The organism is Chitinophaga sp. 22620 (assembly GCF_052044405.1).
Classification (GTDB): domain Bacteria; phylum Bacteroidota; class Bacteroidia; order Chitinophagales; family Chitinophagaceae; genus Chitinophaga.
The window spans coordinates 397,249-420,610 of record NZ_JBQEMV010000003.1 but is presented as its reverse complement, the minus strand read 5'-3'; the positions used below and the strand labels follow the sequence as shown (position 1 = coordinate 420,610).

The 23,362-nt window shown below is 53.5% G+C and carries 21 protein-coding genes; 11 read left to right on the top strand and 10 right to left on the bottom strand.

The annotated features are described in order from the left end of the window. The first annotated feature begins 5 nt into the window (after nt 1-5). Entirely contained in the window at nt 6-950 is a 945-nt protein-coding gene (locus ACTJIK_RS17105; RefSeq protein WP_440648270.1) for a glycerophosphodiester phosphodiesterase family protein, read from the top strand. A gap of 48 nt (nt 951-998) precedes the next feature. On the opposite strand, the gene ACTJIK_RS17100 is transcribed toward ACTJIK_RS17105, so the two are convergent. Next, the gene (locus tag ACTJIK_RS17100) at nt 999-2,081 is read right to left on the bottom strand and encodes a DNA alkylation repair protein (RefSeq protein WP_440648268.1); all 1,083 of its coding nucleotides are present in this window, start codon (nt 2,079-2,081) and stop codon (nt 999-1,001) included. Nucleotides 2,082-2,154: 73 nt separating this feature from the next. Between ACTJIK_RS17100 and ACTJIK_RS17095 the strand changes: the two genes are divergently transcribed. Next, the gene (locus tag ACTJIK_RS17095; protein WP_440648266.1) at nt 2,155-3,078 is read left to right on the top strand and encodes a hypothetical protein; all 924 of its coding nucleotides are present in this window, start codon (nt 2,155-2,157) and stop codon (nt 3,076-3,078) included. 106 nt (nt 3,079-3,184) lie between these two features. Here ACTJIK_RS17095 and ACTJIK_RS17090 read toward each other — a convergent pair whose 3' ends face one another. Then, entirely contained in the window at nt 3,185-3,721 is a 537-nt protein-coding gene (locus ACTJIK_RS17090) for a YceI family protein (RefSeq protein WP_440648264.1), read from the bottom strand. A 262-nt stretch (nt 3,722-3,983) separates the two neighbouring features. On the opposite strand from ACTJIK_RS17090, the gene ACTJIK_RS17085 reads away from it, so the two are divergent. From ACTJIK_RS17085 to ACTJIK_RS17075, 3 genes are all read left to right on the top strand, one after another. Then, on the top strand, nt 3,984-5,111 hold the full coding sequence (locus tag ACTJIK_RS17085) for a fatty acid desaturase family protein (protein ID WP_440648262.1): 1,128 nt from the start codon (nt 3,984-3,986) through the stop codon (nt 5,109-5,111). A 198-nt stretch (nt 5,112-5,309) separates the two neighbouring features. Continuing rightward, on the top strand, nt 5,310-5,564 hold the full coding sequence (locus ACTJIK_RS17080; RefSeq protein WP_440648260.1) for an RNA recognition motif domain-containing protein: 255 nt from the start codon (nt 5,310-5,312) through the stop codon (nt 5,562-5,564). A gap of 73 nt (nt 5,565-5,637) precedes the next feature. Continuing rightward, on the top strand, nt 5,638-5,916 hold the full coding sequence (locus tag ACTJIK_RS17075) for a hypothetical protein (protein ID WP_440648258.1): 279 nt from the start codon (nt 5,638-5,640) through the stop codon (nt 5,914-5,916). An 11-nt stretch (nt 5,917-5,927) separates the two neighbouring features. On the opposite strand, the gene ACTJIK_RS17070 is transcribed toward ACTJIK_RS17075, so the two are convergent. Beyond that, entirely contained in the window at nt 5,928-6,431 is a 504-nt protein-coding gene (locus ACTJIK_RS17070; RefSeq protein WP_440648256.1) for an SRPBCC family protein, read from the bottom strand. Then, nucleotides 6,428-6,763 carry an ArsR/SmtB family transcription factor gene (locus ACTJIK_RS17065; RefSeq protein ID WP_440648254.1) on the bottom strand — a complete coding sequence of 112 codons (336 nt, stop codon included), beginning with the start codon at nt 6,761-6,763 and terminating at the stop codon, nt 6,428-6,430. The genes ACTJIK_RS17070 and ACTJIK_RS17065 overlap by 4 nt, the downstream gene beginning before the upstream one ends. Nucleotides 6,764-6,914: 151 nt before the next feature. Here ACTJIK_RS17065 and ACTJIK_RS17060 point away from each other — a divergent pair, with 151 nt between their 5' ends. The 3 genes from ACTJIK_RS17060 (at nt 6,915) to ACTJIK_RS17050 (ending at nt 13,366) form a co-directional block, all read left to right on the top strand. Further along, entirely contained in the window at nt 6,915-7,883 is a 969-nt protein-coding gene (locus tag ACTJIK_RS17060) for a YjgN family protein (RefSeq protein ID WP_440648252.1), read from the top strand. A 2-nt stretch (nt 7,884-7,885) separates the two neighbouring features. After that, nucleotides 7,886-8,953 carry a M48 family metallopeptidase gene (locus tag ACTJIK_RS17055; protein ID WP_440648250.1) on the top strand — a complete coding sequence of 356 codons (1,068 nt, stop codon included), beginning with the start codon at nt 7,886-7,888 and terminating at the stop codon, nt 8,951-8,953. Nucleotides 8,954-9,037: 84 nt separating this feature from the next. Next, entirely contained in the window at nt 9,038-13,366 is a 4,329-nt protein-coding gene (locus ACTJIK_RS17050) for a gliding motility-associated C-terminal domain-containing protein (protein ID WP_440648248.1), read from the top strand. Between the two features lie 68 nt (nt 13,367-13,434). Here the strand turns inward: ACTJIK_RS17050 and ACTJIK_RS17045 are convergent, their stop codons facing one another. Next, nucleotides 13,435-14,313: an OmpA/MotB family protein gene (locus tag ACTJIK_RS17045; protein WP_440648246.1), complete on the bottom strand. Its 879-nt coding sequence runs from the start codon at nt 14,311-14,313 to the stop codon at nt 13,435-13,437. A gap of 196 nt (nt 14,314-14,509) precedes the next feature. Between ACTJIK_RS17045 and ACTJIK_RS17040 the strand changes: the two genes are divergently transcribed. Next, entirely contained in the window at nt 14,510-15,061 is a 552-nt protein-coding gene (locus ACTJIK_RS17040; protein WP_440648244.1) for a hypothetical protein, read from the top strand. On the opposite strand, the gene ACTJIK_RS17035 is transcribed toward ACTJIK_RS17040, so the two are convergent. From ACTJIK_RS17035 to ACTJIK_RS17015, 5 genes are all read right to left on the bottom strand, one after another. Continuing rightward, nucleotides 15,051-16,136, bottom strand: coding sequence for an NAD(P)H-dependent flavin oxidoreductase (locus ACTJIK_RS17035; RefSeq protein ID WP_440648242.1), 1,086 nt, complete (start codon nt 16,134-16,136; stop codon nt 15,051-15,053). The genes ACTJIK_RS17040 and ACTJIK_RS17035 overlap by 11 nt on opposite strands. Before the next feature lie 14 nt (nt 16,137-16,150). Beyond that, a complete protein-coding gene (locus ACTJIK_RS17030; RefSeq protein ID WP_440648240.1) occupies nt 16,151-16,531 on the bottom strand; it encodes a nuclear transport factor 2 family protein in 381 nt (126 codons plus the stop codon). Between the two features lie 27 nt (nt 16,532-16,558). Then, a complete protein-coding gene (locus ACTJIK_RS17025; RefSeq protein ID WP_440648238.1) occupies nt 16,559-16,777 on the bottom strand; it encodes a tautomerase family protein in 219 nt (72 codons plus the stop codon). Nucleotides 16,778-16,788: 11 nt separating this feature from the next. After that, the gene (locus ACTJIK_RS17020) at nt 16,789-17,325 is read right to left on the bottom strand and encodes a YceI family protein (protein WP_440648236.1); all 537 of its coding nucleotides are present in this window, start codon (nt 17,323-17,325) and stop codon (nt 16,789-16,791) included. A 65-nt stretch (nt 17,326-17,390) separates the two neighbouring features. Then, the gene (locus ACTJIK_RS17015) at nt 17,391-17,972 is read right to left on the bottom strand and encodes a Crp/Fnr family transcriptional regulator (RefSeq protein WP_440648234.1); all 582 of its coding nucleotides are present in this window, start codon (nt 17,970-17,972) and stop codon (nt 17,391-17,393) included. Between the two features lie 286 nt (nt 17,973-18,258). On the opposite strand from ACTJIK_RS17015, the gene ACTJIK_RS17010 reads away from it, so the two are divergent. Next, nucleotides 18,259-21,381, top strand: a complete 3,123-nt coding sequence (locus ACTJIK_RS17010) for a SusC/RagA family TonB-linked outer membrane protein (protein ID WP_440648232.1) — start codon at nt 18,259-18,261, stop codon at nt 21,379-21,381. Between the two features lie 104 nt (nt 21,382-21,485). Then, nucleotides 21,486-23,318 carry a RagB/SusD family nutrient uptake outer membrane protein gene (locus ACTJIK_RS17005; protein WP_440648230.1) on the top strand — a complete coding sequence of 611 codons (1,833 nt, stop codon included), beginning with the start codon at nt 21,486-21,488 and terminating at the stop codon, nt 23,316-23,318. Nucleotides 23,319-23,362 lie beyond the last annotated feature (44 nt).

Sequence of the window (23,362 nt, the reverse complement as noted above, 5' to 3'; positions counted from 1 at the left end):
AGGACATGCTGAAGAGTAAATACATCATTCCCGTGCTGGCCCTGCTGATGCAGGTGCTCATTTTCGGGTTCAGGGAACCGGCGAAGCTGCACACGATCAGTACCGGTAATGCGCAGGAGCTGAAAGATTTTTTTAAGTACACGCCGGACCGCCTGCCTTTTGTGAGCGCTCACCGCGGCGGCCCGCGCAAGGGTTTCCCGGAGAACTGCATCGCAACATTCGAGAACACCCTTTCCCATTGCCCCGCCACGCTGGAAATAGACCCGCGTTTTACCAAAGACGGGAAGATCGTGCTGATGCATGATGCTACGCTGGACCGCACCACCAACGGCACGGGCAAAGTGGCTGATCATACGCTGGCCGAACTCAGGAAACTGCGTTTGAAAGACACGGAGGGCAATCTCACCCGTTTCACGATCCCCACGCTGGATGAGGCTTTGGAGTGGGCCAAAGGCAAAACCATCCTCGTGATAGACGCGAAAGACGTGCCTGTTGAAGTGCGCGCCGGTAAAGTAGTGGAGCATAAAGCCGAAGGCAATGCCATCATCATCGCGTATTCCATCGACGATATCAAAAAGTGTTACCAGGTAAGCAAAGACATCGTGATGGAAGTAATGGCCTCAAAACCGCAGCAGATCGCGGAGCTGGACAAATGCGGCGTACCCTGGGAAAACCTGATCGGGTTCGTGAGCCACGATCTGCCGGAAGACAAAACGGTCTTCAGCGAGATACACCAACGCGGCAGCATGTGCATCCTGGGCAGTTCCCGGAACATAGACCGGCAGTTTATGGCGGGAAAGATCACCGCTGCGGAGCTGGAAGCGGGTTACCTGAACCTGGTACGGCATGGGGCTGATATAATCGAAGCGGACCTGGGGATCGAGTCCGGCGCGGCGCTCAGCGCTTTGCAGCAGGGGGCTTCCTCGAAGGCGAAATACTTCAGGAAGTAATTTATTTTTTCTTTTGAACCGGGGGAGGATTGCTTCCCCGGTTTTACATCACACCTCCAGCCTGAAGTCCTTACTCCCCATCACTTTCCCGTTCACCAGTATCTCCAGCATATGTTTCCCCGCGTAATGTTTGCGCGTGGTCAGGTCCTGGAACAGCTGTTTTTTGGTGATGCTCACTGTTTCGCCGGGTTGCAGGTACACTTCTTTCAGCTTGAATACCTTTTTGGACAAGGCGCCGGATGATTTCGCGTAATGCACAGCATAATCGATCACCAGCTTTTGCGCGGTATTGCTTTCACTTGCCAGTTGGAAACTGAATTGCAGCGCGTCTCCCAGCTGCAACACGGTGTTGTCTGCGCTGAACTTCTTCAGCTGTACTTTCGCATCTTCGCCAAACCCGAATATCTGCAACGCATCCCTGTCGCCTTTTTTGATAAGGGTGCGGATGGCATGTTTGATGATCCATGCGGTGTGCCGGTGGGTTTTGTCCCAGGCTTTCACCAGTTGCAGCATGTAGGCGGTATTGTCTTTCGAATGATCGTTCAGGTGGTTGGCGACCGATTTCCTGACGTACAGTTCTTCATCCGCATTCAGCTTTTCGAGGATGCTTTGCGTGAGGGAAGGGGCTTTAATGATCTCAGCCAGCTTAAAAGACCATGGCAGCCTGGGCCTGCTGCCTTCAGACGCCAGCCTTCTTACGTGATGATTCTTATCTTCCGCCCATTTGTTCATCACTTTCAGCGTTTTCTCCAGGTCTGTTTTGAGGAACTCACGGATGGCGAATTCCGATGAACCGAAGGTGGTGAAGTGTTTCAGCGCTTCCATGGAAAGGCTGAAATGGTCTTTCCCGTAGAGCGCCACAAAATCGGGCAATACCAGCGCGGTGTAGCCGGTTTTGAGGGAAGGGGCGGCTTTGTAAATTACCTCGATGGCTTTTTTATAGTCTGCGGGCAGGTGCTTGTGAAGCATTACGGAAGTATTCCTCAGCCTGCCGTTCAGTGAAAGCGCTTCCATATCGCGGGTTACGTCTTTCACGAAAGCGCCCGCATTAAAATTCTTGTCAGCTTCAGCAAAGCTCCGGGCAAAATGCTGGTAGAACGCTTTGTTGAACATTTCCTTCAGGGGATCCATACGGGTAAAAATAAAGAAAACTAAGCACAGAAAATCCTAATTTAAACGATCGGCTGATCTAATTTTTTTACGGATGAACCAGGCTATTATACAACGCATTGCTGAAAAATGCGAAGGAAAACATATCGTGGATGCGCTGGCGGCGCTGCCCGGCGCGGATTTTAATTCCCTGTTGCTGGAAGTGTTCAACCGGCGCTCGGCTGCCACAACGGCGCCGGAGTTGCTGCACCAGTACAAACAAAACCGCTTTGTAAAACCGGGGGACATGGATGCCGTTGCCCTGCTGGAAACGCAGCTGGCGGCCCTCCGCATCCTGGAAAGACTGCATTTCAAAGCGGTAACGCTTTCCCCCGTTTCCCCGCTGGGCAGCTGTTCCGTACTGGGCGCCGTGAGCCAGGAAAAGGTGATGAGCGCCGCAAGGGGAACAGAGGTGATGGCAGACGCCACGAACGCGCTCGCTTTGCATATCGCGGAGCTGAAGCAGCACGGCGGGCCCGCGGTGCTGGACCTTTGCGCGGCGCAATGCCACATCCGCACACAGCCGATGCCGTCCAAAGCCTTCACGCCGCATTTCACGATCGCCTGCCTCGTGTCTGCCGGGGTGGATAAAGGCAGCTACGGGTTTGAATGTGAAAGCATGTGCAAACATGCGGTCGCCTGGGCAGCCGTGCTGAAAGAAGTGTACGGCATTCATGAAATGCGCCTGCGTTTCCTGCAACGCGGAGGTTACCCGGACGGAGGGGCCCTGGCAGCGGCTGTTTCCCGTTCATTGACGGAACGCATTCCCGGCCTGGTGATCGAAACAGCGGAGAATAGCACCGTGAACAATTATTACACCGGTCTTCAGTTCAAAGTCGTGATACAGGTGAAGGAACAGGAATGGGAAATTGCGGACGGCGGCTTCACCACCTGGACGCAGCAGCTGCTGGGCAATAAAAAAGAACGCCTGCTGATCTCCGGGTTTGGGCTGGAATTGCTGAAGCGGGTTTCAGGATAAACTCCGGATCGTTATTCACTGCACGCGGCTAATGCCGCCAGCCGTATGCCCGCTGTCAGTGGTGTTTATTTCAGCTTTCAACTGCTGATGCGTCTTCCGCGCTAACTCAATTATCATTCGCTGCCTTGACGAGCTGAATTTCCATATTCAGCTTCACTTCATCGCTCAGCACAATACCGCCTGCTTCGGTGGTGGAATTCCAGCGTAGGCCGTAGTCTGCGCGGTGAAGATGGCCTTTCAGTGCAAAGCCCGCTTTTTGCTGGCCCCAGGGATCGATGGTGGTGCCGTTGTGCGTTACCTCCAGCTCGATGGGATGCGTTTGGCCTTTGATGGTAAGATCGCCAAGGAGCTTATATTGCTCGTCCGCTATTTTCTTCACTTTTTTGGATACAAAGCTGATGGTCGGGAATTGGGAGGCATCGAAGAATTCGCCGTTGCGAAGGTGCTCGTCCCGCTGCGCATTTTTAGTATCGATGCTGTCCGCCGCCGCTTCGAAGGTGATGGTGGCGTCGTGAAAATCGTCGCTGATGGTTTGGATGGCGCCGGAGAAACGGGTAAAGTAGCCGGTGACATTGGTGATCATCAGGTGTTTTACCTTAAAGCCGATCTCGCTGTGTGTTTCATCAATTTTCCAATTTGTCATTGCACGTTGTTTTAATGAGATAAAATTACGCAGCCGGAAAATTTCGGTAGTTGGATAGAATGCCGGAAATGGTGGACCTTTTTCCTCATATCGCCAAATAAATGTTAAAATATCAACGATACATAAGGGTTAATTGTCGGAATGAATCGACATTTTGTTCAATATTAAGCCTATCTTATGCCTGTTCTCTAATTTATTGCCAGAGGACATGCTTTTTGCAGGATTTTTGCGGGCATTTTATAACACCTTTTCTTTATTTCTTATGAAAGCAAAAAAACTGGATATTGTCCGTTTTGCCTCCAAGGGGAAAGACGGCTTCTACGATACGGTCAAGGCGCGGGCCCGGGCCTATTTTGAACATAACAACATTTCACCCTACGCCAATGCGCAAATGTGGTTCAAAACCGCGTTTATGCTGGCGTTATATTTTGTGCCCCTGATCGTGATCATCACGGGCGGGGTGAGTAATGTCTGGGTCTTTTTCGGCCTCTGGTTCCTGATGGGGCTGGGCATGAGCGGCATCGGAACGGCCGTTATGCACGATGCGAACCATGGCACGTATTCGCCGCACAAAGGCGTGAACAAGTTCATCAGCTATATCCTCGAAGTGATCGGCGGTTACACCGTGAACTGGAAAATACAGCATAATATCCTCCACCACACCTATACGAACGTTTCGGGGCTGGATGAAGATATAGACACCATGGGGCTTATCCGGCTGTCGCCCAACCAGCCCGTGAAATGGTATCACCGGTACCAGCACCTGTATGCATGGTTCTTTTATATGATCATGACCTTGTACTGGATGACGGCGAAGGATTTCTTCCAGGCCGCGCGGTATAAGAAATTCGACCTGCTGGTGAAGGAACAGCTGTCGCTGAAAGGCGCCATGTGGCGGATCGCTTCGTACAAGGCATTCTATTACTCCTACATCATGGTACTGCCGCTTATTTTTTCCGGTATGCCCTGGTATTTTGTGATCGGCGGCTTCCTGCTGATGCATTTCACGTCAGGATTGCTGCTGTCCTGCATTTTCCAGCCGTCTCATATTATGGAGACTTCCGATTTCGCCATTCCGCAGGATACGGACGCGGACGGGAAGCGGCAGATGGAAAATTCCTGGGCGGTGCATGAAATAGAGAACACTACCAATTTTGCGCCCCGCAACCGTGTGCTTTCATGGTTTGCCGGCGGATTGAATTTCCAGATAGAACATCACCTGTTCACCAATATCTGCCATGTGCACTACCGCAAGCTGGCGCCCATCGTGAAAATGACGACCAAGGAGTTCGGGTTGCCTTATAATGAGGAGCGCACCTTCCTGAAAGCCCTGCTGGCGCATGCCAGCATGCTCAGGAAACTGGGCAGGGGCATGGCGCCTTCCATGTAAAACGACTTTAAAACAGCTGTCCGTCAGCGGGCCGGAATACTTTTCCGGCCGGTTTGGCGAAAATAGCGCTACCTTTAGAGGGTTACCATTTGGGTCATCAGCACTTCTTAGCTGGACGAACTTCTTTCCGGATTAGTTATTCCTCGTTATTACCCGCTTTTAGCTCAGATACATTCCATTTCATTTAAACAAGCACACATGAACATTTACGTATCGAACCTGAGCGCTGTCGTTAATTCCGAAGACCTCACCAAACATTTTTCTACTTACGGCCAGGTTGCGTCTGCAAACGTTATTACCGATAAATACACCAGGCAGAGCAGGGGTTTTGCTTTTATCGAAATGCCTAACGACACCGAGGCACAGAAAGCGATCACCGAGCTGAACGGAACCCTGTATGAAGGCCGGAGCATCGTGGTAAACGAGGCAAAGCCCAAAAAAGACCGCTACTAAGTATCGGACAATAGCATTGATCCTTCTGCCTCGCCTGCATGTCCTCTATCCTTACGCCCATAAAACTAATTTTATGAGTATAAAAGAAATATACATGCTGCTTTACAGCAGGAATTATTATGAGCCCGCCAGCTTCACAACGTTCCGTTTTAATGGTAATACCATGTTCGTGGACCGCAGGGCTGGCGTGCCCTTTTCTTTGCATGAAGAAGAAGGGCAGGTTTACCTGAACATGGAGCCCCAGCGGGGAGCCGGGGAGGAATTACTCCGCATTGAAACCAACCATCCCGATGGCAGGCCGTTTCACTTTTTCGGGAAGAACAGCGGCCGGGAGATATTCATGCTGGACTGATCCTGCTTTGGTTATGACCGTGTTTTTTTCTGAAGATAACCGGTCAGCTTACCGAAGGTAGCGCCAAAACCCTCGTGCATACTTTCGTTGATAGCAATGAAACCTGCTGTTTCCCCCTCGCTGGCGTCCAGCGGCTGTACATGAAGCGAGATAGTGGTTTTGCCATTCTGTTCCGCAAATGCGCAGCGGTAGAGCATCTCCAGCGGCAGCTCTATATCAAACGGCGCTTTTACCACATTAGCCTTTTCGTCCGCAAACCCATTGGTGAATTCCAGCAGGTCATATGGCTGGATCTTGCGGAACAGGAACCTGCCGTAAGAAACATGGCCGTTGAAATCCATTTTGAAATGAAAGATGCCGCCGGGCCTGAAATCGAGGCTCATCACGCTGTTGCGGCTTTCTACGGGGCCCCACCATTCATTCAGCGCATCCGCGTCGGCGAAGGCGTTGAACACCAGTTCTTTCGGCGCGTCAAATTCATAGCTCAGCCTGAGCTCTGCCTGTTGAGGATTCATTTTTCCGGTTTTTTAGTGTTTTGAATTTTATGAAGGTATTTGTCGAGCGAAGTGAACTTCTCCTGCCAGAACTGCCTGCATTGTTGCGCCCAGTCCGCCACTTCTCCCAATTTATCCAGCCTGGCCTCGCAATATCTTTCCCTGCCTTGTTTTTTGATGACTATCAGCCCGCATTCCGTAAGTATCTTCACATGAAGGGACACGGCCTGCCGGGTCACGTCGAAATTATCCGCGATCTCGTTCAGGTTCAGCGAACGCTGTGCGAGCATTTCTATAATCTGCCTGCGGGTAGGGTCCGCTATGGCCTGAAAAACATCTCTTCTGACTTCCATAAATATGCAAGTATTTACTTGCAAATATAAACGCAAGCATTTACTTGCGCAAATATTTTTTAACCAGGAAGTAACAGGATGCTTATATACTAAATATTAAATTTTCGTATATATTTGTGTATTAACTAAACTTATTACCCAATCCCTACTTATGGAACAACTGAATGCAAAGCAGGAGGACATACTTACTTCTCCCAAGCTCTCCTTCAACGGCGATGGCGCCACCTACTTCGGCATCCTGATCGTAAACGCGCTGCTGATGCTGGTTACACTCGGATTTTATTACCCCTGGGCAAGAGCCAAACAATTGCAATACCTCTATTCCTCTACTGAAATGGAAGGCTCCCGCTTTTCCTGGAACGGTACCGGCGCTGAGATATTTAAAGGTTTTATCAAAGTAGTCGGCATCCTGGCGCTGCTATACATCGTAATGGGCATCCTCGCCTGGGCGCAGTTGCCTGTGCTGGCGGTGCTGGTGTACATCGCTTTTTTTGTGCTGGTCGTGCCGGTGGCTATTCATGGCGCTAACCGCTACCATTGGTCCAGAACTTCCTGGAGGAGCATCCGCTTCGGCTACCGTGGCATCCGTGGCGAATTCATTAAACTCTTCATCAAAGAAATGCTGCTCACCATCTTTACCCTCGGCATCTACGGTTCCTGGGCGGTGATGAACATCCGCAGCTATATTGTCGGCAATATCCGCTTCGGCAGCGGCGAGTTCTATTATGACGGCGACGGCTGGGAATTCTTCAAGCTGAACCTGAAAGGTTATTTCCTGACCCTTATCACCTTTGGCATTTACTTCTTCTGGTGGCAGGCGGATATTTTCCGTTACAGCATCGACAAGCTGCGCCTGAACCATGGGGACAAGTCGTACGAAATGCGCTCCACCGCATCCGGCGGAGCTTTCGCCGGGCTGCTGATCGTGAATTTACTGATCTTCATTTTCACGCTGGGGATTGGTTACGCCTGGGTACAGGTGCGCACCATCCAGTTCATGATGAACAACGTGGAGATCGACGGCAACATTGTGCTGGCGGACCTTGAGCAAACGGAAGAAGAATACAGGGATGCTACCGGCGAAGACCTTGCCGATATGTTTGACCTGAGCATCATTTAATCATGTTCAAAGGGAATTATTACAATCACCAGGTGGCCAGGGCGATCCCTGTCAACATCCACCTGTTCACCGAAAGCCTGCAGCTGGATATCACCGCAGCCGGCGCGCCTCCCCGCAAGCTGCACTGGCTTTTCACGGAGATCAGCACGCACGTGGCCCCCGGCTTCATCCGCATTACCCGTAAGGGAGAGGAGGAAGGTACGCTGGAAGTGACCGACCCGGTTTTTGTAAAGGAATTCCTTGAAAGATACAAACACACCCGAAGCGCCGGTTTACATCAGCTGGTGCTTCGCGGTGGCGTTAAGGCAAGCCTGATCATTATGCTCGTCATCATCGGCGCGCTGCTGGCAGGCCATTTTTATTTTTTACCCTGGTGCGTGAACCGCGTGGTGGGGCAACTGCCGCCTACCTTCGACAAAGAGCTGGGAGACCTTGCCCGCAACAGCCTCCACGAAACGCCGGACAAAGATGGCAGCCGGCTGCTGGCGCAGTTTGCAGCACAAATGAAATGGGGCACACAGGAAAAGCTTGATTTTACCGTTGTAGACAGCGATGTGGAAAATGCCTATTCGCTGCCGGGCGGCTACGTGGTCGTATACACGGGATTACTGAAAAAGCTGGAGACCCCTGAGCAACTGGCGGCGCTGCTGGGGCACGAAGTGGCGCATATTACACATCGTCATGGCGTACGAAAGATTTGCCAGGAGGTCAGCACCAGCATGCTCATCTCTTTTGCCCTTGGGAACAGCGGGGCTGTCAATCTCCTTTATTCCGAAGCCGCTTCGCTGCATAATCTTACTTATTCCCGCGAATACGAGCGGGAAGCGGATATCGGCGGCATGGAAACCCTCCGCCGCAACCGCATCAACCAGCTGGGCATGCTGCAATTGCTGCGGGAGCTGCAAAAGCTCGACGGGAAAGTGGCCGTCCCGGAATTTGTGAGGTCGCATCCGCTTACCGGCAACCGCCTGAATTATGTGCGCCGCGATGCGGAAGAACATCCCGCCGCATTTGACCGGCATGAAAAGATGGAGGTGCTTTTTAAGCAATTGCAGGCCCGTTATCGTTGATTATTAATGAATGCCGGACTTTCCCCCGAAGCTGGTAAATAAGCCGTTAAAACGCTATTTTTATCCATTATTTCCTATACCGCCATGCCACTCCGTACCTTAACGATCCTGTTCCTGCTGCTGTTCGTTTTCCCCGGGCAAATACACGCCCAGCAATGCAACACTACTTTTCTTTCCACCGTCAAACTGAATACCGACGCTGCCGGCAATGCCGTGGTGTATACTTCCGACGGGAACATCGTGGTGGCCGGGCAGGTAAAGGTGAACGGGAAATGGGACGGGCTGATCATGAAAACAGACCCTCTCGGAACTCCGCTATGGACGCGCTCTTTCGGTACCGCGCGCAACGAGATGTTCGTTAAGGTCAAAGAAACGGCGGACAAAGGTTTTATCCTCACCGGCAGCATCGAAGACCGCATCCTTCCCAGGATCTGGGTGATGAAAACGGATGCGGACGGGCAGATGGTCTGGCAACGGACCATCAGCACAGAGGGTGTACCCCACGCAGGCAAGGACATCATTGAATTATCAGGCGGCGGGTATGCGCTCATTGCCAATCTCAGCGACAGCACCGCACAGTCCGACGGCCTGCTGCTGCGCCTGGACGAAAACGGCGTCCAGATCTGGGGGCAGATCTTCGACGGGGGCGGCGCGGACGGGTTTCACAGCCTGCTGGAAATGAACGGGGAACTGCTGGTGACGGGGTTCGTCACCGGCGACCTGAAAGACGCCATACTGATGCGTGCGGAGCTGGAAGACGGCGATCCTATCTCCACCCTGCAATACCAGCGTTTCGCGGATCATGACGAGGAAGGCATTGCCCTGAACGCTATCCCGGGCGGTTACAGCCTGGGCATGAAAATAGCGGAAAAAGAAACCGGGTACGACGATTACGATACCCACCTGCTCACGATGAAAGTAACGGGCGGCAATAATTACGTGATCCAGCGCCAGCTGCTTTTCCCCATCAGCGGGCGGAGGCTGAAGAACCTGCAGGTGAAGCCCTGTGCGGGCGATGGTTTTGTATATACCATAAGCGGTGAATGGTACATGGGTTTCCCGCAGATAGGCCGGAGTGAAAAAGACGGCCGGCAGGAATGGAGCCGCGATTATAAAAACACATTCATCACCGATTTCAATGGACTGGACATTACCGGGAACAACGGTTACGTAGTGACCGGCCAGACCTTCGACCGCGCCATATGCCTGCTGAAGACAGACCTTTTCGGCATAGCCGGCAGCTGCGCATCCAACTCTTACCGTGGCGATGGCGGCGGGTACGACCAGGTAACCGGTACCGGGTACGTGTGGAAGACCCACCGGCATCCTCCCATTGGCTCCTATGTTATGGCAATGACAGTGGCAGAGCAGGCTGTGGGCAACACAACGGTCTGTGCCAACCAATACTGCGATCCCGCACCTCCGGCAGACAATGGCGACAACTGCGCCACTTCTTTCCTCACCACCGTCAAGGAAAGTTATTCCACCACGCTTGTGGATGCCGTAAGAACCAGCGACGGCGACATCATGGCCATTGGCAGCAGAAGTTACTACTGGAGCAACCGGCCGCAGGCCATCAAGCTGAAACCCGGCGGCAACGTGCGCTGGGCCAAACAGATCAATCCAAAGACATCGGAAGACGGTTACTCCGGTTTCACAAGGGTGATCAACACATCAGACAATAACCTGCTGGTCGTGGGAGACGACGCCGTGGTCATCAATCACGGAGTATCCGATTCCGTCATGGTCATGAAAATGGATTACGATGGGAATGTGCTGTGGGCAAAGCGTATTGCGCAATGGTATAGCGAAAGCGTTGCGGCGGTGCAGGAAACGGAAGACGGCGGTTTTATCCTCGCCCTCAACCAAAGTTATGGCTCTCCGCCCGTGAATAACGTCATTATAAAGCTGGACCGGAACGGTAACCTGGTATGGCAGAAAGTTATGACCGGCACTGTCGGCGGCAACCATGTGATCCGTTCCATGATCTACGATAAAGGAAGCATTTACCTGGCGCTCGATTATTATATCAGCTACAGCGGCCCCAACCAGATCATGATCACCAGGCTGGACGGGGCGGCCGGGGAATTCAGGTGGGCGAAGCAATTCAAATCCGACGGGGAAGTGTGCAGCATACTGGGCCTTGCCCGGATCGGCGATACTTTATTTGTAGGCACGGGGCTGCTGAAAGAGATCAGCTGGGAGAATTACCAGTTCCATGGCGCCGTCGTAAAGCTGAAGGACAGCGATGGCTCGCAGATGCCCGGCTTCAGGCTGAGCAACCCCTGGATGAGCACTTCTAAAGATTATGTGTGGATGGGCAGCAGAACGGCCATTACCTTCACCAAAAGCCTGGACGATCAGCTTGTGATAGCGCATGAAAGCGCGATGAACAGAGACACGACCATCCGCATCCATAAAATGGCGCCTGACGGCAGCGTAACCTGGTCCAGGAATTTCACACAACTGAAAAAACATTCCGTGAGCACCCTGCGTGCGGATGGCAGCGGGTTCCTGGTGACGGGAAGCAAATACGGCGTAACGCTGGTGAATGAAGCACAGCACGAAGGCTACGTATTGCGTGTGAACAGCAAGGGAGAAGTGGAAGGAGGAAGCGGCGAATGCAGCAACAGCGCACTGGCAGCGAGCCCCGGCGGCGCATACACAACGCCGCTGCTGCTCACCGAAACCGCCACGGATATTACCGGCGTAACAGGCGTGCAATTAGGCGCCACGAACAAAAACGTTACCTGGCAGGAAAGCCCGGCCCTTGCTTACCCTTCCTGCGCCACCTACAGCGCCTGCCAGGCCGCTACGCTGCAGGGGCCTGACATGGCCTGCGATCTCGGACAGACCTACATCTACGAAGCGCAGAAACCGGCGGGCTGCACCGCGCCGCTCACCTGGCAGGTGGATCCGCTGTTTGCGGACATCGTTTCACAAACAGGCGGTCAAATAATTTTAAAGTTTAAAAAAGAAGGCAATACCTCTGTAAAAGCCATGCTGGATGCGGGTTGTAAAGTCCTCGCCACCACGCTGGACGTGGAAGTGCCCCAGGCTGCCGGCAAAATAGACCTCGGTGCGGACACTGTGCTCTGCAAAGACGCCACCATCAGGCTGGATGCGGGCGCTGGTTTCCTTTCCTATGAATGGAACGACGGCAGCACCCTGCAAACCCTTGATGTAAATACGCCCGGCACTTACAGGGTAACGGTAACGGATAAATGCAATAACGAATCAACCGACGAAATAAAGGTGCTGGACGCGGGGAACTTCCCCTTCAGCCTGGGACCAGACATTCTCAAATGCCGCGAGGCCTCCGTGACCGTAGCACTACCCGCCGGCTTCGGGGATTTTTCCTGGAACACGGATTATAACCTGACGGACAAACCGGCCGAAGTGATTCTTTTCCCGGAAACCGATACTGTATACATTCTGCAGGGCGGCAGGGGAGACGGATGCCTGTATAAAGATACCCTGCGGGTAAAGATACAAACACCGCTATCCATCGGTCTGCCCGCAGACCAGCACATTTGCGCCGGCGATTCGCTGGAGCTTTCAGCGGGCAACAGTTTTACGAACATCGTTTGGGGCGGCGGCGAAACCGGCAACCGCCTGATGGCCGGAACAGCCGGGGAATACACCGTGAGCGCTAAAGACGCGAATGGCTGCGGTACGAAAGACACTTTCAGGCTGGGCCTGCTGCCGGTGCCGCTGGTGACGCTGCCGAAGGAAAGCTACATCTGCCGCGGCACGCAGCAAGTGCTGAATGCGGGCAGCCAGGGCGTAAGCTACGCCTGGAGCACGGGCGCCACTACGCCGCAGATCACCGTAAGCACAGCAGGAAAATGGTGGGTGCGGGTAACAGGCAACAATGGCTGCACGGCAACGGACACTGCCTGGTTCCGGCAGGAAAGCGCGGGCCCGCAGGGTTTCCTGCCGCCTGATACGCTGATGTGCCTGCGCGGGGAAATTTTCATACCGGTAAAAGGATCATTTGCTGCCTATCACTGGAGCGACGGCAGCACCACGCCGCAGCTGTTCACCCAAACCCCCGGCGTTTACTGGCTGGAAGTGACCGACCAGGTTGGCTGCACCGGCAGGGAATATATCAACATCGGCACAAAGGAATGCGGCAGGGGCGTGTATGTCCCCACCGCGTTTACACCCAATAATGACGGCACAAACGACTACCTGCGCCCGATGGTAATGGGCAGGGTGAGCAAATATTTCTTCTCCGTATTCGACCGCTGGGGCAGGCCCGTGTTCCAGAGCAGCGAGATCGGTAAAGGCTGGGATGGCAAAGTGAACGGCATGAACGCCGTAACCGGCGCATACATCTGGACCTGCGCGTTTCAGCTGGAAGGAGAGGAGGAACAAATCAGCAAGGGATCGGCGGTGCTCATACGCTAGCGCAGCATGCCCAAAAAAAAGTGCCGGAAGCTCAGCCCCCGGCACTTTTTTTTATGCACAGATCCCATTTAACCTTGCGTGGTGACAGAATCAGCTTTTTCCGGCGCCTTTTCTATCAGCTCCATAAACTGGTCCAGTTTAGGTGTGATGATGATCTGCGTGCGCCTGTTCTTGGTTTTCCCGGCATCGCTGTCGTTGGAAGCCACGGGGTTGTATTCGCCGCGGCCGCCAGCGGTGAGCCTTTTCGGGTCCACACCGTATTCGTTCTGCAGCGACTGCACTACAGACGATGCACGAAGGGCGCTCAAATCCCAGTTGTTGCGGATATTCTTCTGCGAAATAGGCACGTTGTCCGTATTCCCTTCGATCAGCACGTCGTAATCCCTGTAATCTTTGATGATCTTGGCAATCTTGCTGAGGGTTTCACCCGCGGCAGGCGAGATCTCGTAGCTGCCTGATTTGTACAGCATGTTGTCTGACAGGGAGATGTATACGACGCCTTTCAATACCTGCACATCTACGTCCCTCAGCTCTTCCCGGCTCAGGGAGCGGGTGAGGTTGTTGGTCAGCACGAGGTTGAGCGAATCGCTCTTGTTCTTCGTATTCACCAGGTGCTGGATGTAGCGGTTGGAAGCATTGATCTCATCCACCAGTTTGGAAATGTTCACATTACCCTGGTTGCCGGAGGTGAGACATTTATCAAGGGCGGCCTGCAACGCCGCGAGGCCGGTGCGCTGTGCGGCAATCTGTTCGTCCAGGCTTTTGATTCTTGCATTGGCGCCGGAAAGATCGCGCTGGGCCGTCTGAAACTTGCCGTCCAGTTCGCGGTTCTGGTTTTGAAGGTCGTTGTAGCTGGTTTGCAGCTGCGCGAATTTTTTATTGCTCACACAGCCGGCACCCAGTATGACCGTCACCAGCATTGCCGATGTTAAAACTTGTGCTCTCATATGGTACTATTTATGGCCACAAGAGCAAAGGTTGTGCCACCAAAAAGATGATTTACTGCTGAATGACTTAAGTGTTAATGGATTAGTTGTTTATATATGGCATAAAATCAGAAAAAGATCAGGTTCGACGGGCATTGGCAATGATTGCCGGCAACTCAAGCACAAGCCCTTCGCTCACCTGCACCAAGCTGGGATTTTGCGTGCGGCATTATGCATCTATCCCACCGTGGAAGAATTCCTGATGGAGGAAGTGAATGAAGCCGTGGAGGAAGAGAAAGCGAGGTACAGGACCGTGCTGAAGAACGGACAAGTTAAAATGGAAAAGCCGCCAGCCGGTGGCTTTTCTTACATTCATACGATGAAACACCAGATCAGGAATATAACGGTATTGAAAAAAGTACTTTGGGCGGATGTACTGCTGGGTGGCAGCACAGCCCTGGCCGGTTTGATCTGGCATGTATGGCTGGCCGCTTTCCTGGGCCTGCCCGTGAAACTGGTTCTTGTTATCGCCGCTGTTACCCTGGCATACGCTCTACTGGCCCTTAGTCTTGCCATTCAAAGCCGGCCCTTCATCCCATTACTCCGGGCGCTGATCTGCGCCAATTGGGTATGGACGGTTATCAGCCTGGGAATGCTCATCTTTTATTTCAGCGGCGCCACCCCGTTCGGCGTCCTGTTTTTAATATTGCAGGTAGCAGTGGTGGGCGGACTGGCTTACTTCGAGGGGCGTCACGTTGTTAAGCTTTAAGTCCATTGAAATACGCCGTTGTTTCTTCCACCAGCGACCGCATCAGTTCACCCGCTCTGGTATGCTTCAACACCGGCGCTATCTGTCCGCCCCAGAAGAGTGCCATATCCCATTTTTCCTGGCCAAGCGCCGCATTCCTGAGCGGGGAGAGGAACATGGATTGCAGCGGGAACGGCAGGAATTGTTTTTCCTTTCCCAGAAGATCCTGAGTGATCCTGTTTGCCAGCCCCCGGCCGAGCCTGCCTGTATAAGCCCTCGTTAAAGTAGTATACCTGGCCGCGTTGGAAAACAGCATCCGGCGGTGAACGGGCAGCGCGTTGGATTCATCGCAGGCCAGGAACGCCGTGCCCACCTGTGCGGCATCTGCGCCCAAAGTGAGCGCCGCCGCAATGCCCCGGCCATTGGCAATTCCCCCGGCAGCGATCACCGGCGTGCTTACCTTTTCCCTGATCAGCTGCAGCAGCACGAAAGTGCCGGTGACGGAGGCTTCCGAAGAAGCGAGAAAAGAAGGCCTGTGGCCGCCGGCTTCAAAGCCGGAAGCAATGATCAGGTCCACACCGGTCTTTTCCAAAGCCATGGCTTCATCGAGGGTAGTGGCTGCGCCCATGGTTTTGATCCCAAGCCTGCGGCACTGCTCCATCACGTCTTCAGGCAGGGTGCCGAACATAAAGCTGAAGACCTTCGGGCGGATGTCCAGCACCGCCTGCAGCTGGTTCTCGAAACGCGGCTTGAACGGGCCGGGTTTTTCAGGCAGGGGAATGCCCGCTTCATCAAAATAAGGTTTGAATGTTTGCCGGGCCAGCTCAAACTGTTCGTCGCTGACGGTTCCTCCAGGCGCGTCCGTGTCAGACACCCAGAGGTTGAGATTATATGGCTTGCCGGTCGCGGCTTTGATCTGCCTGTCTGCCTCGTAAATTTCCTGCGGGCTCAGCGTGTAGGCGCCGTAACCGCCCAGCCCGCCTGCGTTGGAAACAACGGAAACCAGCTCAGCCGACGAGAAACCCCCGCCAAACGGGCCTTGCAGTATGGGGTAGTCTATGCCCAGGAGCGCTGTTGCTTTTGTATTGTACCACATGCGTTAAAATTAATTTATTCGCTGAGATCGCTGATCATTTTATTGACCATAAGCCATTTGCCATTGAGCCGGTGGAATGAAAGGAATTCATGGTAATGAAAATCATACATCTTCACTTTTACTTCAGCCACGGCAATAGTATTCACCACCTTGATCTCCAGGATGCTCCCTTTGAACGGTTTGCCTGAATCCTTCGGGCTCTGGCGGTGCTGAACGCCGTCGAGGTACTCGGGAAGCGTTTTCGCATAGGGCTGGCCTTTCACGTCGCCGAAGAGCAGGGTGCCGGGGTGGTAGATGTTCCTGAGCGCGTCCACATCACCCTCGTATATGCCCCGGAAATATTCGTTTTCCAGTATCCGGGCGATCGCCACGGAACCTGTTTGCTGCGTTTGCATGTTCAATTTTTTTGTGCTGACCGTTTTTTATTTTTTATCCGCGGTAATGCCCTGTTCCCGGAGCATGGATACCTGTTCGCCCGCATAACCCCAGTTGTCGGTGTCAATTTCCTGTATGGCAATATGCGTGAGGTGCGGATCTTTGTTCAGTACGCCGGTGATAAGGTCTGTAATGCCCTTTATCAACTGCTGTTTTTGTGCACGGGTGACGCCTTCCCGCGTCAGCTCTATTTTTACGTATGGCATGATGAGGTTTTTTATGCTAAAGCCGGCGAAACGGCGGCCTTCGCGGTGATATTTAGGTCCAGGTCGAAATCATTGTAAATAAGGGTGTCTCCCAGGTTCTGGAAAAAATTCCCGGAGCGGAATTTTATGCCGAACTGCGTACGGTCGATGACGATCTTACCGGCAGCGGTGAGCGTGTCGCCCGATATATTAATATCGGCGTCGAAACCGACAGGGCGGGTGATGCCTTTGATGGTCAGGTTGCCGGTAATATGGCTGCCGTCAACGGAAGTGATCTCGAACACCGCTTCGGGGTATTGTTCCGATGCAAAGAAGTCGTCAGACGCCAGGTGGCCGGCAAACTGCGCATTGGTGGCCGGGTCTGTGATGTCCAGGATGGTGATGGAGGTGGTGTCGATAACGAACCTGCCGGTGGTAAGCTGGCCTTCGTTCAGCGTGAGCGTACCCTGTTGAAGGGCGATGGTGCCGTTATGTGAGCCGGTCACTTTACGGCCGGTCCAGCCGATGATGCTCTGGCCCGTTACGATGTTGAATGTTTGTTTTTTCATGTCTTTGTGTTTTTGATGACAACACAAAGGACCGAAGAAATCCGCGGGCGGTTGCGTGACCTATGTCACATTCTGCCGGCGTTGTACAAACGGCTCAGCGTTTCCCTGGAAACGCCCAGGTAGGCGGCGATGAGGTGCTTGGGAACGAGGTTGTAGAGCTCAGGGTAGAGGCCCAGGAGTTCTTCATAGCGCGACCGGGCGTCGTTGTTCATAAAAGATAACAGCCTTTTCTGGGAAGCTACATATCCTTTGTTGGTACGCCAGCGGAAGAAACGCTCTGCCTGGTGCAGCTCGCTGCAAAGCTTTTCGCGGTCGCCGTTCGTGAGGCGCAGCACCTCTGCGTCGGTTACGCAGTCTACATTCACAGTAGCCCGGGTTCCGGCGTACAGCGCGTTGTAGTCCGAAGTCCACCAGGTGGGCATGGCAAACTGGAGGATATACATTTTCACCTGGTCGTTGATGAAGAATGCCTTCAGGCAGCCGGATACGACAAAATATTCCGCGTCCACCTTATCGCCTTCCGAGATAAGGGCCTGGCCTTTTTTAAAAGAAAGCGGCTGGAAATGGGAAAAGAAATGATCGAACTGCTCAGCAGTTAACGCAGCAGTTTTGGCAACATGCTCTTTTAATAGTGCTTTTGCATCCATAACAAACAAAGATAAATCTTTAACGCGCCAAGGCCCGCCATAAGACAAATTATATATGTACTACATAATTCCAATTTTGCCCCCGTTATTATAATAATTTAATTTCCTCTTTCACCTTAAGGGCTGAATCCGATCATAATAGTATCATACCCGATATACCCATGGTGATGTTGCTATACGTCGTCATTATCCCTTCATAAAAAGAATTTGGATTAATAAAATTTCCGCCGCATATTTGATATGTACTACATAAGTACTATTAGCCAAAACTCAACAATTTCCAGTTATGAAGAAAACTCTACTCGGTTGCACCGGGTGTATTCCCGGTATGTTCTTCCTGTTTATCCTTACCATGCTTCTCTCCCCGGATGTTCAAGGGCAAGCCAGGATATTAAATATCTCCGGTAAGGTCACAGACGAATTGGACGCTCCCGTGATCGGCGCCAGCGTCCGTATAACAGGTACCCGCCTGGGTACGCTTACCGACGAGAACGGGCGATATGCCATCGCCGTAAGTCCCACGGACTCGCTCGATTTCACCTACATCGGCTACAAAAGCATCCGCATGCCGGTGAAAAACAGGGTGGACCTGGACGTGAGGCTGCAAGCCGCCGCCGGCGGCCTGAACGAGGTAAGTGTGATCGGCTACGGCCAGCAGAAAAAGATCAGTGTGATCGGCGCGCAATCCACCTTGAACGCCGAAGAGCTGAAGCTGCCCGTCAGGGATATTGCCAGCACGCTCGGCGGAAGGATCGCCGGTATGATCACCACTTCCCGCGGCGGCGGGCCCGGGCAGGATAACTCGGGCTTCCTCGTAAGAGGCGTATCCACTTTTGGTACCAGCGTGCGCACGCCACTGATCATTATCGACGGGGTGCCCGACAGGGACCTGAATGATGTGGACCCAGAAGATATCCAGACCTTCACGGTACTAAAAGACGCAGTATCCACCGCCGTGTACGGCACCAGGGGCGCCAACGGCGTTATCATCATCAACACCAAAAAAGGCGTGGCCGGAAAACCGGCCGTGAAGGTGGAGCTCAACCAGGGCATCACCCAGTTCGTGCAGGTGCCCAAGGTGGTAGACGCGCCCACCTGGATGACGCTTTATAATGAAGCACTCACCACCAGGGGCCGGGACGCGCTCTATACAGATGAGCGTATTGACATGCACAGGACCGGCGTGGACCCGGAGCTGTACCCCAACATGGACTGGTACGATGAGATCTTCCGCAAGTTCGGAATGACGCAGCGCGCCAATCTCAACATCAGCGGCGGTTCCGACAAAGCCACTTATTATATTTCCGCCGGCTACTACGGCGAAACCGGCCTGATCAAGAACGACCCGGAGCAAACCGGCTACGATTCAAAATCTTACTACCGCCGTTATAATTTCACGGCCAATATCGGCGTGAACGTAACCAGCACCACGAAAGTGGACCTGAACATATCTTCCATCATCGACCGGAGGAACGGCCCCTGGAAAAGCGATGGCGGCAATGCCTCCAACAACCTGTTCTTACAGGTGCTGCACGTACCGCCGCACGTGATGCCCGGCAAGTATTCCAACGGTATGTACTCCATGTACCCCGGCGGCTTCAGCAGCCCCAACAGGATCGCTTTCGACGTTGGTTCCGGTAATGATTATTCCGCCACCATCCGCCCGAACCTCCGGCTGAAACAGGAGCTGGACGCGATCACCAAAGGGCTGTCTGTTTCCGGGCTGTTTGCCTTTGATATTTATACAGACGGTACTACCGCCACCAGCAAGAATTCCGCCGCGGGTTACGCCACCGGCAGGGACGCAGACGGCAACCTGATCATGCAGATCACCCGCGACGCACCGGGCACGCTGGGATTCGTTTCCGAGAGGAGCTCAACCCGGAGGATGTATTCCGAAGCGTCCCTCAACTATGGCCGCACCTTTGGTAAACACGAGGTGGGCGGGCTCTTCCTCTTTAACCAGTCTGAATACGTGAACGGCAACGCCGCCAACTTTACATCTGCCGTGCCGTTCCGCAACCGCGGCTTTACGGGAAGGGTGACCTACGGGTACGACAGCCGTTATTTCGTGGAAGGGAACTTCGGTTACACCGGTTCCGAGAACTTCAGCCCCAGTAACCGCTTCGGCTTCTTCCCGTCTGCCGGCGTGGGATACATTGTTTCGAACGAAAAATTCTACGAGCCGCTGAAAGATTTCATGCCGTACTTCAAGCTGCGTTACAGCTACGGCCTTACCGGCAACGGCGGCTTCAGCACGCGTTTCCTGTATCTGACGCAACTTTCCAAAACATCGGCTTCGGGTTATCAGTTCGGCATACCCTCATCCCTTTCACCGGCCTACAGCGGCTATGCGGAATCGCAGATCGCCACGGACCCTACCTGGGAAACATCTTACCGCCACAACCTTGGCATTGAAATGAACTTCCTCAACAACGATCTTAAGCTGGTAACGGAACTGTTCCGCGAAATGCGCAAAGGCATCCTGCGGGCGGACCAGACCATACCCGGCATTTCAGGCTTCGGCGGCGTAAACCCCACGCGCAACATCGGCATCGTGCTGAACAAAGGCATGGACGTAACGCTGACCTACCGCAAAGACCTCGCCGAGCAAAAATGGGTGAACATCACCGGTACCTTTACCTACAACAGGAACACCAACCTGGAAGACGGCCTGCCCCCGCAGCGCTACCCCTGGATGGAATGGAAAGGCAAAGAAGTGGACGCCAAAACATTATACATCGCGGAAGGGCTCTTCCAGAGCCAGGATGAGATCGACAAACACGCTATCCAGTCCGGCGATATCCGCGTGGGCGACATCAAATACAAAGACCTGAACGAAGACGGCGTTATTGATGCGAACGACATTGCGCGCATAGACGTGTCCGGCACGCCCAAAATGATGTACGGCATAAACCTTTCCTTCGGCTACAAAGGTTTCGATATCGGAGCCTTCGTACAGGGAACCGGGAAAGTATACCTGAACTACGGTATGGGCGACGGTACAAGGCCTTTCAGCTCAGGCCCCATCAGCAGCGCGCTGATGGTGATGGTGGAAGACCGCTGGACGGAAGAAAATCCCAATCCCAACGCCTTCTATCCCCGGCTGAACACCAACCAGGATCCCAATTCCAACTACCTGAACAGCACCTGGTGGCTCAAACCTTCCGACTTCATCCGCCTGAAAAGCGCCGAGATCGGTTATACGCTGAGCCAGTCGCTGGTAAGGCGTTACGGGATCAAGAACCTTCGTGTATTCGTGAACGGTACCAACCTGTTCACCATCTCCAAATGGAAACACTGGGATCCTGAGCTGAACGATACCGGCACCAGTTCAACGAACTATACCCGCGGCGAATCCTATCCCAACATCAAAGCCTACAATTTCGGCGTAAGGGCCGCTTTTTAACCGCACAAGCAAGCAAACATGAAACCGAGCACGATATGTTTATCACACATGGACATGTTAATGCGAGGTGCCATCCGGCCCTTAAAAAAATCAAATATTAACAGATGAAACGTTACATCAACTATACAACATCACTGATCCTTGCAGCGCTTTTGGTCTCAGGCTGCGAGAAAGGGTTCTTCGACAATGCTCCCAAAGACCTGCAGACCATCGAGATGGTTTTCCAGAATAAGCTGGAAGCCGAAAACTGGCTGTCTGGCGTATACAACCGCCTGCCCGACGTATGGGCGGACGGCAATGTGACCGGCAGGGGCCTTGCTGAGCTGAGCGACGAACTGGAGCTTGCCTCGCCTTCCATTATCGGGGCGGGCAGCATGAGCAGCCAGAGCGGCATCAATGTGTATACTGGTTATTACCAGGCCATCAGGCTGGCCAATATTTTCCTGGCCAATATCAATAACAGCAAGTCGAACCTGATGAAAGAGCCGAACGGGGAAGAGCTGATCCGCCAGTATACCGGCGAAGCGCGTTTCCTGCGGGCGAATTATTACTGGCTGCTGATCAGGCTGCATGGGCCGGTGGTATTGGTGGGCGACAGGATAGCCGGGGTGGACGATGATTTCCAGAAGCCGAGGAATACCTGGAGCGAATGCATCCATTACATTCTCTCGGAAATGGAAGCCGCCAAAGCCCTGGTACCCGAAAAGCACGTGGTGCCTTCCTCCGGCGAAGACGATCTTTCGCAAACAGGGCGCATCACCAAGCTGATCGTGGAAGCGGTGCAAAGCCAGGTGCTGCTGTACGACGCCAGCCCGCTTTTTAACGGCAACAGCAACTTTGCTGAATTCAGGAACCCGGACGGCAAACAGCTGATGAACCTCACCGCAGACCCGGCGAAATGGGCAAAGGCGGCGGAAGCGGCTAAGACCGCCATCGATCATGCGGAGGCCAATGGCAGGAAATTATATAAAGCGAGCGACAACGATCCTTTCCTTGCAGCTGTGAAATCCGTACGCGGTTTGTTCCTGACCGGCTGGAGCGATGAAGGCGTCTGGATCAGGACCAACACGGGATATTCCGTTTGGGAAGAAGATGCGGCGCCCCGCGCGGCCAATGGCACCAAGACCAATGCAGTACTGTCTGCGCCCCAGGAAATGGTGGACAAATACCGTATGATCAATGGCCTGAACATCGATGCACAGGGCAGCGGGTACGAGGAAACCGGGTATGCAGCCACCGGGAAGGCAGGTTTTTATGTAACGGGCACATCTAAAATGTATATCAACCGCGAGCCCCGGTTCTATGCGAACATCACCTTCAACGGCTCCACCATTCCTTTTGTGCCCAGGAGCGGCCAGACGAGAGTGGAATTCTGGCCTATGGGCAATTCCGGCAACGCGCACGGCAGCCAGTCCATGTTCCCTAAAACGGGATACCTGGTACGGAAGAACACGAATGTGAGCCGCAACCTCCAGAGCAATGCCGGCAACGTGGTGAGGCCTGCGATGTATATCCGTCTTGCCGAATTATACCTCAACTACGCCGAAGCGCTGAATGAATCAGACCCCGGCAACCCGGATATACTCAAATACCTGAATGCAGTGCGTGAGCGCGGCGGCATCCCTGAAATAGCAGCCGGGCCGGACCAGGCGGCCATGCGCGCCATCATCCAGCGGGAACGCTGCATTGAGCTGGCTTACGAAGGGCACCGCTTTTACGACATCCGCCGGTGGAAGATCCCCGATAAGCCGGAAGGCCGTCAGGGGGGCGATTTCCATGGCATGAACGTATTCGAGGGAGAAGGTCTCGGCGATGACGCGTATTACGAGCGCACGAGGACGAGCACCCGTATCTGGTACGACCGTTACAACCTGCTGCCCCTGCCGCAGAGCGAAGTGCAGAAAAATCACCAGATGGTGCAGACCATCGGTTACTAAGAATATAAAAGCAAAGCGGATAAAATTCCAAACAACGAGCCAGT